At 42.4% G+C, this 15898-nt stretch carries 17 protein-coding genes; 2 read left to right on the top strand and 15 right to left on the bottom strand.

What is annotated here, in order from left to right; genetic code table 11:
- Positions 1-222 precede the first annotated feature (222 nt).
- From Q0R88_RS14780 to Q0R88_RS14765, 4 genes are all read right to left on the bottom strand, one after another.
- Positions 223-1107 (bottom strand): alpha/beta hydrolase-fold protein, encoded by an 885-nt coding sequence (locus Q0R88_RS14780; RefSeq protein WP_295717346.1) that lies wholly within the window; start codon positions 1105-1107, stop codon positions 223-225.
- 87 nt (positions 1108-1194) lie between these two features.
- Positions 1195-1575 carry a hypothetical protein gene (locus tag Q0R88_RS14775; RefSeq protein ID WP_295717343.1) on the bottom strand — a complete coding sequence of 127 codons (381 nt, stop codon included), beginning with the start codon at positions 1573-1575 and terminating at the stop codon, positions 1195-1197.
- Between the two features lie 77 nt (positions 1576-1652).
- On the bottom strand, positions 1653-2540 hold the full coding sequence (locus Q0R88_RS14770; RefSeq protein ID WP_295717340.1) for an alpha/beta hydrolase-fold protein: 888 nt from the start codon (positions 2538-2540) through the stop codon (positions 1653-1655).
- A 27-nt stretch (positions 2541-2567) separates the two neighbouring features.
- The gene (locus Q0R88_RS14765; protein ID WP_295717339.1) at positions 2568-3554 is read right to left on the bottom strand and encodes a 3',5'-cyclic-nucleotide phosphodiesterase; all 987 of its coding nucleotides are present in this window, start codon (positions 3552-3554) and stop codon (positions 2568-2570) included.
- Between the two features lie 29 nt (positions 3555-3583).
- Between Q0R88_RS14765 and Q0R88_RS14760 the strand changes: the two genes are divergently transcribed.
- On the top strand, positions 3584-3814 hold the full coding sequence (locus tag Q0R88_RS14760; protein WP_295717336.1) for a hypothetical protein: 231 nt from the start codon (positions 3584-3586) through the stop codon (positions 3812-3814).
- Between the two features lie 63 nt (positions 3815-3877).
- Here Q0R88_RS14760 and Q0R88_RS14755 read toward each other — a convergent pair whose 3' ends face one another.
- From Q0R88_RS14755 to Q0R88_RS14735, 5 genes are all read right to left on the bottom strand, one after another.
- Entirely contained in the window at positions 3878-5020 is a 1143-nt protein-coding gene (locus Q0R88_RS14755; RefSeq protein WP_295717334.1) for an AI-2E family transporter, read from the bottom strand.
- Positions 5021-5307: 287 nt separating this feature from the next.
- Positions 5308-5811, bottom strand: coding sequence for a hypothetical protein (locus Q0R88_RS14750; RefSeq protein WP_295717332.1), 504 nt, complete (start codon positions 5809-5811; stop codon positions 5308-5310).
- An 81-nt stretch (positions 5812-5892) separates the two neighbouring features.
- Positions 5893-6870, bottom strand: coding sequence for a Gfo/Idh/MocA family oxidoreductase (locus Q0R88_RS14745; RefSeq protein WP_295717330.1), 978 nt, complete (start codon positions 6868-6870; stop codon positions 5893-5895).
- Positions 6871-6987: 117 nt separating this feature from the next.
- A complete protein-coding gene (gene mgrA / locus Q0R88_RS14740) occupies positions 6988-7977 on the bottom strand; it encodes an L-glyceraldehyde 3-phosphate reductase (RefSeq protein WP_295717328.1) in 990 nt (329 codons plus the stop codon).
- Between the two features lie 94 nt (positions 7978-8071).
- A complete protein-coding gene (locus Q0R88_RS14735; protein ID WP_295717326.1) occupies positions 8072-8407 on the bottom strand; it encodes a helix-turn-helix domain-containing protein in 336 nt (111 codons plus the stop codon).
- A 118-nt stretch (positions 8408-8525) separates the two neighbouring features.
- Here Q0R88_RS14735 and Q0R88_RS14730 point away from each other — a divergent pair, with 118 nt between their 5' ends.
- The gene (locus tag Q0R88_RS14730) at positions 8526-9017 is read left to right on the top strand and encodes a lipocalin-like domain-containing protein (protein WP_295717324.1); all 492 of its coding nucleotides are present in this window, start codon (positions 8526-8528) and stop codon (positions 9015-9017) included.
- A 296-nt stretch (positions 9018-9313) separates the two neighbouring features.
- Here Q0R88_RS14730 and Q0R88_RS14725 read toward each other — a convergent pair whose 3' ends face one another.
- From Q0R88_RS14725 to Q0R88_RS14700, 6 genes are all read right to left on the bottom strand, one after another.
- Positions 9314-10627: a folylpolyglutamate synthase/dihydrofolate synthase family protein gene (locus tag Q0R88_RS14725; protein ID WP_295717321.1), complete on the bottom strand. Its 1314-nt coding sequence runs from the start codon at positions 10625-10627 to the stop codon at positions 9314-9316.
- A 129-nt stretch (positions 10628-10756) separates the two neighbouring features.
- Complete coding sequence (locus tag Q0R88_RS14720) at positions 10757-11572, bottom strand: energy transducer TonB (RefSeq protein WP_295717318.1); 816 nt, start codon at positions 11570-11572, stop codon at positions 10757-10759.
- A 146-nt stretch (positions 11573-11718) separates the two neighbouring features.
- Positions 11719-12120 (bottom strand): biopolymer transporter ExbD, encoded by a 402-nt coding sequence (locus Q0R88_RS14715; protein ID WP_295717316.1) that lies wholly within the window; start codon positions 12118-12120, stop codon positions 11719-11721.
- Entirely contained in the window at positions 12117-12830 is a 714-nt protein-coding gene (locus Q0R88_RS14710) for a MotA/TolQ/ExbB proton channel family protein (protein ID WP_295717314.1), read from the bottom strand. Before Q0R88_RS14710 ends, Q0R88_RS14715 begins: the two co-directional genes overlap by 4 nt.
- On the bottom strand, positions 12827-13936 hold the full coding sequence (locus Q0R88_RS14705; RefSeq protein ID WP_295717312.1) for an SPOR domain-containing protein: 1110 nt from the start codon (positions 13934-13936) through the stop codon (positions 12827-12829). Before Q0R88_RS14705 ends, Q0R88_RS14710 begins: the two co-directional genes overlap by 4 nt.
- Before the next feature lie 36 nt (positions 13937-13972).
- The gene (locus Q0R88_RS14700; protein WP_295717311.1) at positions 13973-15862 is read right to left on the bottom strand and encodes a TonB-dependent receptor; all 1890 of its coding nucleotides are present in this window, start codon (positions 15860-15862) and stop codon (positions 13973-13975) included.
- Positions 15863-15898: the final 36 nt, after the last annotated feature.

Genomic DNA, 15898 nt, shown 5'->3' with positions numbered 1-15898 from the left:
AAAACATAAATAAATTGTCTTTTGCGTGCCAGAGGTACGCTACCTAAGGTTCCGTACCTCTGGCACGGAGCTTCATTTTTGCTTTTTTGCTACAAAGCTATTCCCCCGCTGGGGGAGAAACTCATTAACTTAATAGCATTGGAGAGACCTTGAGGGGACTGAATTTGATGCATAAAAATCATCATCTGAAATCTGCACATTTGAAATCTGTACATCCGCAGCTTATTTTTGCCTGAAGCTATCGCCTATAAACTCCAGGGCGTCGGTGATGCCGGTTCGCCAGTAGGTCCAGGTGTGGGCGCCATCGCGGATGCGGAACTCATGAGGCACCTTCTTTTCCATCAAAGCAATGTGCAGCAGTGAATTTCCTTTGCTTAAAGCGTCGTCATCACCGCAATCTATCCAGTAACGAACATCTTTCAAATCATCGGTAGTTTTGCTTTGTACCAAGCCCAATATGGAATTTGCTTTCCAGGTATCATTCAACCGTTCGGTACCTTTAAGGTTCGAACCGAATATTTTGCTGTATACTTCTGTCCAGCGGGCATCGGGTATGGCAGCAAAATCCTCATCGCTGCGTACTGCGGCGCTAAAGGCTGCCGCGGCCGAGAACATATCCGGGTGTTTTATGCTGTAAATAAGTGTACCGTAGCCACCCATGGATAGCCCTGCAACGGCACGGTATTTTTTGCTTGTTTTAATGCGGTACTCCTTTTCAACAGTTGGGATAAACTCTTTGAAAAAGAAATCCTCATAGTTTTGTTTGCCATCGTAGGAGTTGATATAAAATGTAGCCTTTGCATCCGGCATCACAATAATCATCGGTGGTATTTTACCTTCGGCGATGGCTTTATCAGCATAGCGGTTAACCTCGCCAAACTGTAACCAGCCGGTTTGGTCGTCACCATAGCCGTGCAGGAGGTAAACTACGGGGTAGTTACGGTTTGATGATTCGTAATCAGCAGGCAGGTAAATGGCATATTTTACATTATGCCCTAAAATATCGCTTTTAACGTTTTGTTCTTCAATCACTTTACCAACCGGAATATGCTGTGCAAACGCGGTTGACGCGGATAGAAAAAGGCAGATTAAGATAAGTTTTTTCATTTGTAAATATTTTAGTTAGGAGCCGTATTTATTGCATTAGTAGTTATCAACTGCATATTTAAAATTTGCAAATCTGTACATCTAAACTCAGTCAGCATCCCTTACCCAGGGTTCTTCGCCAACAAAAGCTATGTTTAAAAGAGTAGCATCAATTTTAAATTTCCAGGTGATGTTTTCGTGTTTGTCGTTTTTGATATCGCTGCAGGTAAAAAAGTAATAAACCTTAAACTCGCATTTAAATGCCCCGTTTAAATTATCAGCATTAAAGCTTGCCTGAACTATATCAAACTCCCGCACCTCCGGCGATCCACCCTCGTCATAAAAGTAGGCTGCAAGGCTCCGGCATAGGTTAGTATGATTTTGTTTGTCCTCAAACACCTGATTCAAAAACTGTTCAACGGAAATTTCACCACCCGATAACTTCCCGAGAATATCCGCAGAAAACGATAATTCAAAATCTTGTGCCATATCCAGGTATCAAGTAAATAAGATCAAAATTGTAATAATCCGTACATCTATAATCTGCATATCTGCACATCCGCAGCTTACTTCTGCCTAAAGCTATCACCCATAAAAATAAGCGCGTTGGTGATGCCGGTGCGCCAATAGGTCCAGTTATGGGCACCGTCGCGGATACGAAATTCGTGCGGGACTTTCTTTTCGATAAGGGCGATATGTAGCAGACAGTTTCCTTTGGTTAAAAAATCATCGTCGCCGCAATCTATCCAGTAACGTACTTTGCTTAGTTCATCTGCTGTTTTGTTTTGCACCAGGTCTAAAACTGAATTAGCTTCCCATGCCTTGTTTATCCGGTCTTTTCCTTTTAATCCGCGACCGTACAATTGACCAAAAACTTTTTCATAATTCTCATCAGCCTGGCCTATCATCTGATCACCAGGTAATACAGCCGCGCTTAAAGCAGCCGCAGCCGAAAACAACTGAGGGTATTTAATAGCATATATAAGGGTGCCATAACCACCCATTGAAAGGCCTGCAACACCACGGTACTGCTTTTCGGTTTTTATGCGATAGGCTTGTTCAATATGTGGCATAAACTCTTTAATAAAAAAGTCCTCGTATTTTTCCTTGCCATCATAAGAGTTAATGTACCAGCTAGAATCGGCATTAGGCATCACAATGATCATCGGGGGGATGGTACCATCGGCAATGGCTTTATCGGCATAACGGTTTATCTCTCCAAACTGCAGCCAGCCGGTATTATCGTCAGTATAGCCATGTAAAAGATATACAACCGGGTAAGTACGGTTAGCGGTTTCATAATCGGCAGGTAAGTAAATGGTGAACTTTACATTACGTTTCAGAATTTTACTTTTAACCGTTTGTTCTTCAATTACCTTGCCTTGTTGTGCAAAAGCGCTGCCTGAGCTTAAAAGGAAGCAAAAGAGCAAGCAATTTTTTAAGATGTTTTTCATGTATTTGGTTTGGTTTTTGGCTGATGGTTAAAAAGTTAAAGGTTTGCCTTGTTCGGGATAAATTAGGTTTAATTGCAATTTATTTTGTACCCTGAGCTGTGCTTTTATTTTAGTCATGTTTTTAACCGGTGGTTTTAGGTGGGTAACAACTATGTTTAATCCCTTTAATTCCTCTTTACCGGTTAAGGCGGCCAGCTTATTCATTTCCACCATGAGCCAGTTGGGTGTAAGGTGACCAAACAGTGTTTTATCGGGCTGCTCATTAGGGAAAGATACTTCTATTAAAATAGCTTTTAACTGTTTGTTTTTAATAAGGGGAGTAATGGCCTGCCAAAGGTTTTGCAGGTTTTGGCTTTTTTCTATTTCGTCGGGACCGGTATCGCCCAGATATAAAACATAGGCATTGTTAGTGTGTACCAAAAAGGCGGTGCTGGTAAGGTTTGAGTGGCTAAGCGGGAATGCCTGCACCTTCATATCAGTATACTCTATGGTGGTTTCGTTACCGGGGTTAAGCACGTGGTAATGGAATTTTTTTAACGCCGGGGTTTCGCCCTGATCGGCGAAGTTGGCCCAGCTTGCCCAGGTAAAATAATGCGTTTTTAGGGTTTCGAGCGTGCTTTGTAAGCCGTAGATATTTTTGGTGCTATCATCTGGCGAATTAATGATCAATCCGGCGAGGTGATCGAGATGGGCGTGCGATATAAAATATCCTTTGATGTATTGCCTCAATACGGTTTCTGACGGCGCGGTGAAAGCCTTGTTTTCAATGGCTTTTTTAATGCCGTAGTGCAGGGTGCCGGCATCTAAACAGATGTAATTATTGGTTCCATTGGCTGCCAGCATGTAGGCCGATAGGTTGCTTTCGTCAATACCACCCCAAACGCCCAGGGGCACCAGCCTAAAGGCAGCAGTACTTTTGACCTGCGCCATTGTGAAAAAAGGCAGTAAAAGAAATATGGCAATAATTAGTGAGGTATGCTTACGGTTCATTAACGGTAGTTTTTCAATTGCCATTATAAAACAATTGGTAAAGCACTAAATTAATGATATACCCATCAATTAAGCAAAATAAAATAAGTGTTTCAAAAATGATACCTGGTGGCCAGGCATCGCTCGCAAAAGAATTTTTTTATAGGGAGCCAAAACAGAAAAATTTTAAAAACGGGCCCACGCTTACGCCTGGTAGTAAGGGCTTGCTTACACTTTTTGCACCTGTAAACCGGGCGCAGGTTATTACTAACAATTTGCATTATTTTAAAGGGGTATCTTTATGATACAAATTTAAAATAAATTGCAAACAGTTAAAATGAGCACCTCAATTTTTAAAAAAAAGTAATTTACTCGACTTCGATTTTGGGGACTGCCACTTTGTTGTCCTCATTATCACCGCCCAACAGGTAACCCCATGGCTTAAGACTTTCTATCCTGTCAAAAATAATTTTAAAAATAGCGATCACCGGAATGGAAAGAAACATGCCCGAAAGTCCCCAGACCATTTCGCCTACTATAATGCCAATGAATGAGATGAGCGCGTTAAGCCGTACTTTTGAACCTACAATTGTTGGCAGTAAAAAGTTAGCATCAACAGCATGGATAGATATTACACTCACTATAACCGTAATGGTTTTGCCAATATTACCGGTAGCAAAGGTGATAATAGCGCTAAGCAATAAGGCTGTAAAAATACCTATGTAAGGTATAATGTTAAATAAACCTACAATAATGCCAAGTAATACGGCATATTTTATACCTATCCACCAAAAAATGGTAATAGCTACGCTGGCCACAATTGCCATTTCAAGCAGTAAGCCCAGTATGTATTGCCTTAAGATGCTTTGAATGTTCTCTACAATATCCATCACCACGTGCGAGTTTTCGTCTCTGAAAACCCAGATGATAAAACGGAGCAGCAAGCGTCTGTAAAGCAATATGAAAAAGGTAAATATGAGGATAAATACATAAAATATCATGAGTGATGATATGGCCCCGAAGGTTGTACCCACCACATCGGTGCCCGATGCCATGATTTTTTTAGATGCATCGTTAACATACTTTAGTTGACTGCTGGCATTTATGTGGATAGCTGATTGTATCCACTCCTGCAGATCATGCAGCGATTGGATAACCTGGTTTTTAAGCATTGGCCAGTCGTTGGCTAAGTTGGAGATCTGCGAGCCTACGAGGTACAATATGGAACCTACCAAAGCTACCATTAAAAGTATGGATACCAGGGACGACATACTGCGTGGCAAGCGTAGTTTTTTCTCTAAAAAATTAGAAACCGGCAACAGTAAAATAGCAAATATGAACCCAAAGATGAGCGGATCAAGAATATCTTTACCTACAATGATGAGGTATCCGAGGGCTAAAAAACCAATTAAAGTAAGTGCAAGACGTTCGTAAAAAGGGGCTATAAGTTTCTTTGCCGGCATATGGTAGAGGTTATATTCTGTTTTTTGATATGGGTAACGAATATTCATATCAGATGTTTGAAGATACAAAAATATTGATCAACAAAATTTATCCTTTTATTTTGTAGTGAGCTTTGTAAATCTGCACAAACCCGGGAAGGGTAATACGGGATAATTCTGCAACAGGCAAGGCTGAGACATTGCAAGCGAGAATGTCCTGTGGGATGCCGATCCGTCAGCCGACGGACGGCACGACGTTCGTTTTTGAATTTCGAACTCTCTGGCTATGGAAAAGGGAAAAACCATTGTATAGACGCGATTTCCCTGCATCTATACAATGGCTTTGTTTAAAATATCTATTTAAAATCAGTAGTTATCCAGCTGGCTAAATTACCTTCTTTATTAATTTCAATCAGCTTCTCTACGTCATCATCTTTTTTGTGCGATTCTTCGATGTTGTATTTGGCTATCATGGCTCTTAATGCTACCAGGTTGGCTGTGTTTTTGTCAAAGTCGGTTTTATGCTGTATGGCAAATTTGGCATATTGCGAGGTGTATGTAAATAACAGCTCGGGGTTTTGATCTGACAGATCATTAACTGCTTTGTTGATGGTTATGGAAACGTTATGAGCTCCCTGCACCCAGGCCAGTATAAACAAGCGGGCTACCCGTCTTTTATCTCTTTTGTCTTTCCAGCCGGTTTGTTGCAGCCAATCGGCCGTGGTTATTACCTGTGGTTCGTACATGGCAAAGTCGGCATCGGTTTGTAGAACATAGTTCATGGGCACATCAAATTTTTGTGCCCTTGTAGTTAAGCTAAAAGCAGTTAGTGCTACTAAAAGTATTAAAGTCGTCTTCATTTTTGTTTTTACGGGATTAATTAAACCAATGAAATTCCAAACGCAGAATTTCATGGATGTTTACTAATAAGGAAAAACCGTTCAATTAGTTTTTGTAAAGGCATCCAAAATATCCATTAATACAACGGCCTCGTCAATAGAGCAGGGGTTGGGGCCTTCATTTTTAAAGTAAGCCACAATCTTTTCTATCATCGGCTGCTGTATATGCTGCGGATGCTGAAACGTTATAGTCTCATCCTCTGTGTCGGTTTTCCAGTTTATATAATTGCCAAAGAATGGGAAAGTGATCTTCCCTTTTGTGCCGATGATTTCGCAGGTATCGGTGGCCACATTTTCGGCAACGTTAAAACACCAGGAGCCGTTGACCACTACTTTGTTTTTAAATAAAATTTCTCCGCAAACATGGTCATCGGCCGGAGTGGAGGCTGATTGATTGAGCGAGAAGCCATGATATTTCTCCGGCTCGCCAAAATAAAACAACATCAAATCGAGCTGATGAGGGGCAAGGTCATGAAAATACCCACCACCAGAAAACTCCGGAAGCACCCGCCAGTTGGTTTCAACATCGGCAATGAGTTTAGGCTTGCGGCTTTGCCACATCCTGATCTGTACGGTACGCACATCGCCAATTTTTTGCTCATCCAACAGCTTCTTTACAGCCAAAAACATGGGTACTGCCCGGCGGTAATGAGCCACCGTTAGTTTTGAGTTGCCCTGCCTCACTGCCTCCGCCATGGCACGCGCCTCGGCGGCATTACGGGTAACCGGTTTTTCTACATATACATTAAAGCCTTTTTGCAAAGCATTTAAAGCATAATCCAAGTGCGATGATGGGGGAGTGGCAATGTAAATGGCATTTATATCCGCATCGCTCATCATTGTATCCGCGTCATTATACCATTTGCTCACCCCGTGCCTGCTGGCGTAGTCGGCCGCTTTGGCGGCATCACGGCGCATCACAGCGATAAGGTCGCTATCCGCAATTTTTTTAAATGCCGGTCCGCTTTTTTTTTCGGTTACATCGCCGCAGCCAATGATGCCCCAATTGATAGTAGCCATATATAGAAGCCCCCTCTAAGTCTCCCCCTAAAGGGGGAGACTTTTAAAATTAAAATTTAATAAATTCAATATCGTATCGCAACTGCATTTCTGCTCCCCTTTAGGAGGCCGGGGGGCCTAAACCAATATCGCCTCTATCTGCGCCAGTTCATCAGCAGAAAAAACAATGTTGTCCAAAGCCTTTAATGAATCGGCCAGTTGCTCGGCGCGGCTTGCACCAATCAGTACCGATGTAACCCTGTTATCTTTTAACAACCAGGCTAATGCCATTTGGGCAAGTGTTTGGCCGCGTTGCAGTGCAAGGTCGTTAAGGCGTTTTATTTGGCTTAGTCTTTCTTCGGTTATTTGATTTACCTGTAAAAATCCGGTTGCCTTTGCCGCTCTGGAATCTTCAGGGATACCATGCAGGTATTTGTTGGTTAGTAATCCCTGTGCCAATGGCGAGAATGGGATACAGCCAACACCTTCGTTACCCAATACATCCATTAAACCACCTTCAACCCAACGCTCAAACATAGAGTATTTGGGCTGATGGATAAGGCATGGCGTACCTAAGTCTTTTAATATTTTGATAGCTTTTGCAGCTGTTTCGGCTGGGTAGTTGGAGATACCAGCGTACAAGGCTTTTCCCTGGCGAACGATGAGGTCAAGTGCTGCCATGGTTTCTTCAAGCGGTGTTTCCGGATCCGGGCGGTGGTGATAAAAAATATCCACATAATCCAGCTCCATACGCTTTAAGCTTTGATCTAAACTGGCAACAAGGTATTTTTTTGAACCCCAATCGCCGTAAGGGCCATCCCACATGGTGTAGCCGGCTTTACTGCTGATGATCATTTCATCACGGTAACCGCGGAAATCTTCTTTTAAAATACGACCAAAATTTTCTTCGGCTGAGCCCGGAGGCGGACCGTAATTGTTTGCCAGATCGAAATGGGTAATGCCGCTATCAAAAGCGAGGTGCAAAATTTTACGGTAATTTTCGGTAACATCAACATGCCCGAAATTGTGCCATAAACCCAGCGAAATGGCCGGTAATTTGATGCCGCTGTTACCACAACGGCGATATTGCATTTTTTGATACCTATCTGCAGATGGAACGTATGTCATATATAAAAGGTAAGAATAGTTTGGTTTTTAATGTTCGTAAAAATAGAATTTTATATAGATAACCGAAGTAAATATTTTGTGATGATTGCTGGTTTTATGGCATAGCTTCCACATTATTAACCAGCATTTGCTGTTTGGCCCAATCTCTTAATAAGGATAAAAAGGGCAATAATTCTCTGCCGGTTTCGGTGAGCTCATATTCAACTTTGGGTGGCACTTCTACGTAAACTTTGCGGGTGAGCAAGCCATCGTCTTCCAGTTCTCTTAATGCCTGGGTAAGCATTTTTGGGGTAACGCCGGTAACGGTTTTACGCAATTCGCCATACCGCAGGATGCCGGTGCGTAATCGCCATAAAATGCGACCTTTATATTTACCGCCTATACGTTGAAAGGCGTAGTCTATTCCACATTTGGGCAGCTGTCTTTTCATTTTTTTATCTGTTAGTCAAAAATAATATAGCTGATTTACAGGTTGGTAACTTTTAAGTGACCGGGTTACTTTTTTGTGCCTACTTGATAAAGGTACAGCACAAATATAACTTTGATACATGAAAACCAACCTAATAATCATATTTTGTGTAATGAGCAGCCTGCTGGTATCGGCTCAAAAAAAGGAAACCAAATTAACCGGGACTTATGCATTGGTTGCTGTAGATAATATTCTTGCCGATGGCGGCCGGGTGCATTTATATGGAGAGGCCCCGCAAGGCTTATTGATATTTGATGGGCAAGGTCATTATGCATTACAGATCTTTAGCCGGGGGCGACAAAAGTTTGCTGCCAACGATAAAAGTAAAGGCACCGATGAGGAGAACCGTGTTGCAGTAAAAGGCAGTAATGCCCATTTTGGCACTTATGCCATTGATGAAGCTAATGGAACTATCACCTTTAATATTCAAGATGCTTCATTCCCTAACTGGGAAGGGACACAACAAAAGCGACCGTTCACCATTATTGGTAATATTTTTAAGTATACTGTGCCTGCGCCAACTACAGGAGGTGCTGTAACGGGGGAGGTGGTGTGGAGGAAGGTGGAGTAGTCTGAATCAGAATTTACAGGATTTGAGAAATTTTTAAGAAATGTTTCCCAGGCGTCATTGCTGAGGTTTAAAATTCGAGACTCTGAAGGGGAAATGACGTTAAAAAAGATTTGTCATCCTGAGGAACGAAGGATCTATTCCCAGACTTTACAGGGCGAAGAAGCATGGTGGAGAATAGATCCTTCACTGCGTTCAGGATGACAAAAAGGGTTGCATAGCCCCCTCTGTAGAGCTTAGAGATTGCTTCGTACACAGCAATGACGATCTATTTAGCGGTCCGGTTCAGATAGCCTGATTCACACAACCTCTGCCACCACAAAAGTACTTCCCCCCACAAAAACCAGGTCATTTTTACCTGCATTGTGTTGCGCTGATTGCAATGCCTGCTTTACCGAAGGGTAAGCCTCACCGCGCAAATTAAAGCTTTCGGCTTTAAGCTTTAAGCTTTCGGCTTCCAATCCCCGTGGGATATCTGGTTTGCAGAAATAGTAGGTAGCATCTTTGGGCAACATGGCTAATACTTTGGTAATATCCTTATCATTCACCATACCAATTACAAAATGGAGGTGCTGGTAGTCAACAGCAGTAATGTTTTTCATTACTTCCTCAATGCCATCGGGGTTATGCCCTGTATCGCAAATGGTAAGTGGGTTTTGGCTCAATGTTTCCCAACGACCGTGCAAGCCGGTTAAGGTTTTTACCTGGGATAGCGCTGTACGGATATGGTCATCACTGATATTGAATCCCTGCGAGCGTAATTCTTCAACAGCAGATAAAACCGTTTTTACGTTTTTAAGCTGATAAGAGCCGGTAAGGTCAAGATGAATGGTGAGTGGTGAATGGTGAGTGGTGAGTGGTGAGTTTTTTATAACATTTAACTCAAGCAAGTCGCTTTTTGAATCTTGACTTTTGGTGTTTGATTTTTCAACCTCCCAAACATCAGATGCAAACAAAATATCAGTCACTTCCTTTGCCGCTTTATCAATAAATACCTGAGCTGTTTCGAGCTGATTTTCGCCAATAACTACTGGGATACCCGGCTTTATGATGCCGGCTTTTTCTGATGCGATGAGTTGTAGCGTATCGCCCAAAAGGTTCATGTGGTCCCAGCCGATATTGGTAATTACTGATAACAGGGGAGTGATGATATTGGTGGAATCCAACCTGCCGCCAAGACCGACTTCAATAACGGCAAGGTCTACTTTTTCATTAGCGAAGATTTCAAAAGCCAGGCCCACGGTCATTTCAAAAAAGGAGGGCGCTATTTCATCAAAATCATTTTTGTGGGCGGCAACAAAATCAATCACCGTTTGCTCGCTGATCATCTGCCCGTTTATGCGGATCCGTTCTCTGAAATCTTTTAAATGTGGCGATGTATATAAACCCGTTTTATAGCCCGCGGTTTGTAAAATAGCCGCCAGCATGTGCGATGTGGAACCTTTACCATTGGTGCCGCCAACATGTACACTTTTAAACCGATGCTGCGGATTGCCCAAACGTTTACAAAGCTCAATGGTATTATGTAAATCAGCTTTAAATGCCGAAGCCCCGTCCCGGGTAAACATGGGGAGTTGGGTGTAAAGGTATTGGATGGTATCGTTATAGTCCATTTGGGAGGTTGGCAGTTTTCAGTTGGCAGTTGATGTTAGTGAGTTCAGCGGCAACTATTGTTAATTAAAAATGCAAAGCTATTAATTGACTGTGCAAACTGCAAACTACCTACTGCAAACGGATGACTATTAATTCACCTTAAATACAAATACAACAGTACCTACCTGTGTTTCTGGTGCGGAGTCGAGCGGATTAAGCTTGGAATTTTTAACGGCATCTTCGCATTTCTGGAGCAGCGCTGCATCAGAAATGGTTGTACCGCGCGCGCCGGCACGTGCATAAACCACGTTGCCATCTTTATCAACCCTGATATCAACCATAATCTTGCCGCTTTGGCGGTTATCATCACTCACAGCAGGACGGCTTACAAAGCTACGTTGTGACATATTGAGGTTACCACCGTTGCCAGATCCTGTTCCGTTATAGTTATTGGTTAAGGTTGTCCCGGTTGGCTTGCCCTGGTTGCCGGGTTTGGCGCCTGTTCCGTCGCCTTCACCGGTACCTGTGGTTGCTTTGCCTTTATATAGCGCGTTTTGGTTTACTACAGGTTTAGTTACAGTTTTTGTAGGCTGGGCCGCGGTTACCGTATTGGTAGGCTTTTTGGTCGGAGTCGCCACTTCAGGGGCATCTTCGTTATTTTGAGTTACAACAGCTTTGTCGCTGCTTTCTGGCTGCGGTTTTTCTTCCGTTGGTTTTTCGGGGGTAACCTTATCCGGTTTGGTATGGTTTGCTTTTTCGGCTACAGAAGGCTCTTCGGTGCTCATATAGTCGCTACCCATACCTTCATCAACCGTGCCGTAATTTACCAATATGCCACCGGTACCATCCTCGGTTTTGGGTGGGTTTTGAAACACGATAAAATAACACGCGGCTATCAACACAGTCATGATTATGCCTGTTGCTAAAAACGCTTTCGGATAGTTATTTTCTTCCCTGTATTCCATTTGTTCAGTTGGCAGTTATCAGTTTACAGTTTGCATTTGCCAGTTTGCAGCTGTTTAGTAAGTTATATGAGTTTTATTAGTGGGTTAAAATCAATATCCAGCATATCAGCCAAAAAGGCTGCTAACTGCAAACTGCCCACTGCAAACTATCCCTTCGGTTCTGTTGCCAGAACCAGTTTGATGTTTAATTTTTGTGCTATATCCATTACCTGTACCACATCCTGTATGGCTACTGTTTTATCAACATATAAAACAATGGTAAGTTCTGTTGCCAGTGTTTTATAACCCGATAGGGTAGTTTGCAGGGCATCTACCGGTACTTCTTTTTTATCAACGTAATATTTCAGATCCTTGGTTACCGAAACTGTTATTGTTTTTTTTGATACTGATTGCCCGCTTGATGATTTGGGCAATACCAGTTTTATAACGTTAGGGTTTGTAACTGTTGACGCGATGAGGAAAAACAAAAGCAGGAAGAACATGATATCGTTCATGGCCGAGGTGTGAACCTCTGCCGATGCACCTCTATGTCTTTTTCTTAAATTCATTTGCTCGGCTCCTCTAACAGGTCAATAAATTCAATAGCATCGGTTTCCAGTTTCAGGATCACCTTATCAACCATCATATTTAAAATATGGTAGCAAACATAGGCCACAATACCCACCATTAAACCAGCGGCCGACGTTACCATTTTTACATATAACCCTCCAGATATAACGCCCATACTGATGTTATCTGTTTTTGAAATATCATAAAATATTTTAATTACCCCGGCAATGGTACCCAGGAAACCAAACATGGGTGCAATACCAGCTACAATACCCAATATCCCTATGTTTTTTTCCAGCTTGGATACTTCCAGCTTGCCAACGTTTTCAATAGCGCCTTCAATATCTTTTATAGGGCGACCGATACGTAACAAACCTTTTTGCAGCATGCGGCCCAAAGGCGAATTGCTGTTACGGCAAATAGCAATGGCCGATTCTAAATTACCAGTGTGTATACTTGAACGTACCTGGACCATCAGGTTCGATTCGTCTCGTGAAGCTTTGCGGATGGTAAAAAAACGCTCGAAAAATATAACCAGGCCCAGTACGGCCAGTATACCGATAGGCACCATTACCCAACCACCCTTTATCAACAGATCGCCAAAACGTAATTCCTCTGGGGGTTGAGCCAACTGTGTGGCTGTATGATTAGCGGTATCTACTAAATGTTTTGCTGTATCTGTTACTTGCTGTATGAATAATAAAGTCATTTCTGAGTGTTAGTGAGTTGTTGAGAATATGAATCTTTGTATATTTTTTTTGAATCAATTAATTTTTGTCTTGCTGCTTCGGCTTCAGCAGAGGAGGCAAAACTGCCAATAATAACTTTAATCCGCTGGCCTGTTCCCGGTCCTGTTAATATTCTTGCGTCCACTCCCCTTGCTTTCAGGTCCTTTATAAAAAGCTCGCTTTTTGCTGCTGTTTTAAATGAGCCCGCATAAATTACGAAAACAGGTTTAGCAACAGTGTCTGTATTTGCCACAGGCTTATTTAACGCCGAATCGGGTTTGGAAATTGCTTTTGTGCTATCTATCGGTGTATTGGCTTTTTTTACTGTATCAGTATCGCGTTTAACTACCGGCGTTGCCTTTGGCACAGTAGGTAGTTGAATTTCTTCGCCTTTAGAAAAGTTTAGCAGGCTGGGTTTGTACCTGTAAACCCCGAATAATGCGGCCGCCAAAACCACTACTATAATTGAAATAATGATCCAGATGCTTATACCGCGTTTTGGCTCAGATTCTTCTTCAGTAAATTCTTCTGGCAAATCAACTGGCTCTACAGGCACTTGAAGCTCCCTTATTGGTGGTGGAAGCGGCAAAGGCTCTGTTGCAGTAACTGCAGCGGCAGCTTCCTGTATTGGTGGCGGTACCGGTGCAGATGCTTGTACTTCGGGTTCCGCAACCTGGTTTAATTTTTTTATGCTAACGGCTTCGTAACCATAAAAAAGCGCATTATCGGTATTGGTTAACTGCGATTTAAAGGCGATTTTGCCCTTATCCATATAAAACCAGCCCAGGTCGGCAAATGGTATTTCCTGCAGTGAAACTTCTTGTTTTAAAGCGGTTATATATTTATCAGTAAAGTACTTTGATGAAGCCAACGAAATCTTTTTCTTTTCGGCAATGTACTGGGTTAAGGTATCGTCGCCCTCAAGTGTTTGCGGATCAAATTGTATTTTATAACCGGGCGGATAAAATTTACGCTCGGCCTCATTATAGGTGGCACTTACACGTACGTGCACAAAATAGCCCAGGCCTGGCACGCTTATTTCGCCGTGCTGGCCCAACAGTTCACTTAAATAGTTGGCTATATCCATTTGCTAAAAGTACGGTTTATTGTAAATATCAAATTCTTAAAACGAGAAACCGACGCCGCCAAAGATATTAAATCCGTAGTTAGGATAGTATATCCAGGTTTGATATCCTGAGTTTAAAATGTTATTTGCCTGTGCAAACACGGTAATTACCGGTGTTACGCGGTACTCAACACCTCCATTCAGATCGGCAAATGAGCTGATAGAACGGTTTTGTGTTAACAAATTGGTGTTTGGGGTAAGTGTACCCAATGGTCCGGGCACAATTCCGAAAGGCCTGTCATAAGCGTCTCCACGGATCAGTAACGAGCCTGTTATGCTCACTTTGTTATTGATATGTATGGCGGTACCAGCTGTTAATAAAAACTTAGGCAGGTTCCATGCCTCTTTTTCGGTGTTCATTTTATAGTCCTTAAACTCAACGCGACCAAAAATATTTACATCATCGGTTGCTTTAAAGTCCAGCTCGCCATTAAAACCAGTTACGCGCGAGCGGCCATTATCGTATATCACAATAAATTTATAGCCCTCGTTAGTTTGGTTGCTTACCAATAGCGGCATATCTTTCACACTATTGCGAAATACCGATGCCTTGAAACTAAGCCCGGGAGCCAACGTGCCTTTTAAACCGGCGCTGATATCCAACTGATCAACTGAGTTTTTAAGCTGGATGTTTTTATCGATATAAGGATTGATGGCGGCAAAATCACGGATGGATGCGCGGTTGATATCGCCCTTGGCTTCTACAAACAGGCGCACATATTTAGGGATCACCTGGTACTCCAGTTTAGCTGCCGGGAATATGAAGAAGCGGTTAAAATCACCAAACTCCTTTTCAATGTTTACACCCGCATCAATTTTATAATTGGTGCCCTGGAATTTAATATAGGGGTTTAACCTCAGGATGCTGTTGTTTAAATTGTAAAGGCTGTCCTTTGGATTGCTTAAATCAATAGATGCGCTTAAGCCAGTATAAAATTGCTTAATGGTTTGGTTTAAAAATCCGGATAATACAATGTTACTTTCCTTTGCCTGGTAAGCATTGCTAAACGAATAACCTTTTAATTTTACAGCGTATGTAAAATCGTTTTCAACATCTTTAAAGTTTTTGGCCAGCTCAACTTCACCGCTTATTTCGCTAAAGTGTTGTTTTTGAGGAGCGAATGTTAACGGGATGGAATCAGGGTGACCATAAAAATAAACGCCCTGGCGTTTGTAGTTGATACGGCCACTGATGTTGTTTTCTGAATTGATGCTTTTAATGAATACACCAACCTCATCCTTGCTTTCGTTTTGTTTTTCCCATGATCCGGCTTGCGAAAAATGTTTCAGGAAACCACCAACCTGCAAAGCCTGGTCGCGGCCGTTGCCAAAATAGGCTTCGCCAAGTAGGGTTTTTAAACTACCAACACCAGCTTTAACATAATTGTTAAGTAGTACAGAATCCTGCTCGGCCGGTCTTTTTTGTGGGTCGAGGTGTTTTATTTCCGAGTCCTGGTCAAGTTTTTTATCTAAAGTAGTATAGGTAAGCGGTGCTTTAAACGGCGCTTTATCCTCCAAATCGGGGTTACGGCGAATTTTAACAGCATCGGCTAATACCGGTTTGTATGCTGTGGTTATCACTATTTCTTCGGAAACACTGCTGCCATTTGACGGGTTTGTGCCATTGCCACCTTTTTTAGTAGTATCCTGGCTTGCTTTTGCTGCTGCATCGCCCAGGCTTTTTGAGGCGCCTGCATCAGCTTTTTTTGTGCCCGGTTTTGCAGTTGTTTTTTTTACGGGTTTGGCGGTTGCTTTAGCCGGAGTTTTTGCTTTAGCTGCTGTTTTTACTATTGCCTTTTTCGCGGGTTTCTTTGTTTGCGCTTGTGCAGGAACAAAGTATAATGCTATTATTAAGGTAAGCAGCGTGTAGGTGTATCTTGAGTTCATTGCTTGTCTTCTTTTTTATTATTCTTTGGGATCCTG

Source organism: Mucilaginibacter sp. (genome assembly GCF_025362475.1).
GTDB lineage: Bacteria > Bacteroidota > Bacteroidia > Sphingobacteriales > Sphingobacteriaceae > Mucilaginibacter.
The sequence above is the reverse complement of the archived record's forward strand: the minus strand, read 5'-3'. Positions and strand labels throughout refer to the sequence as shown.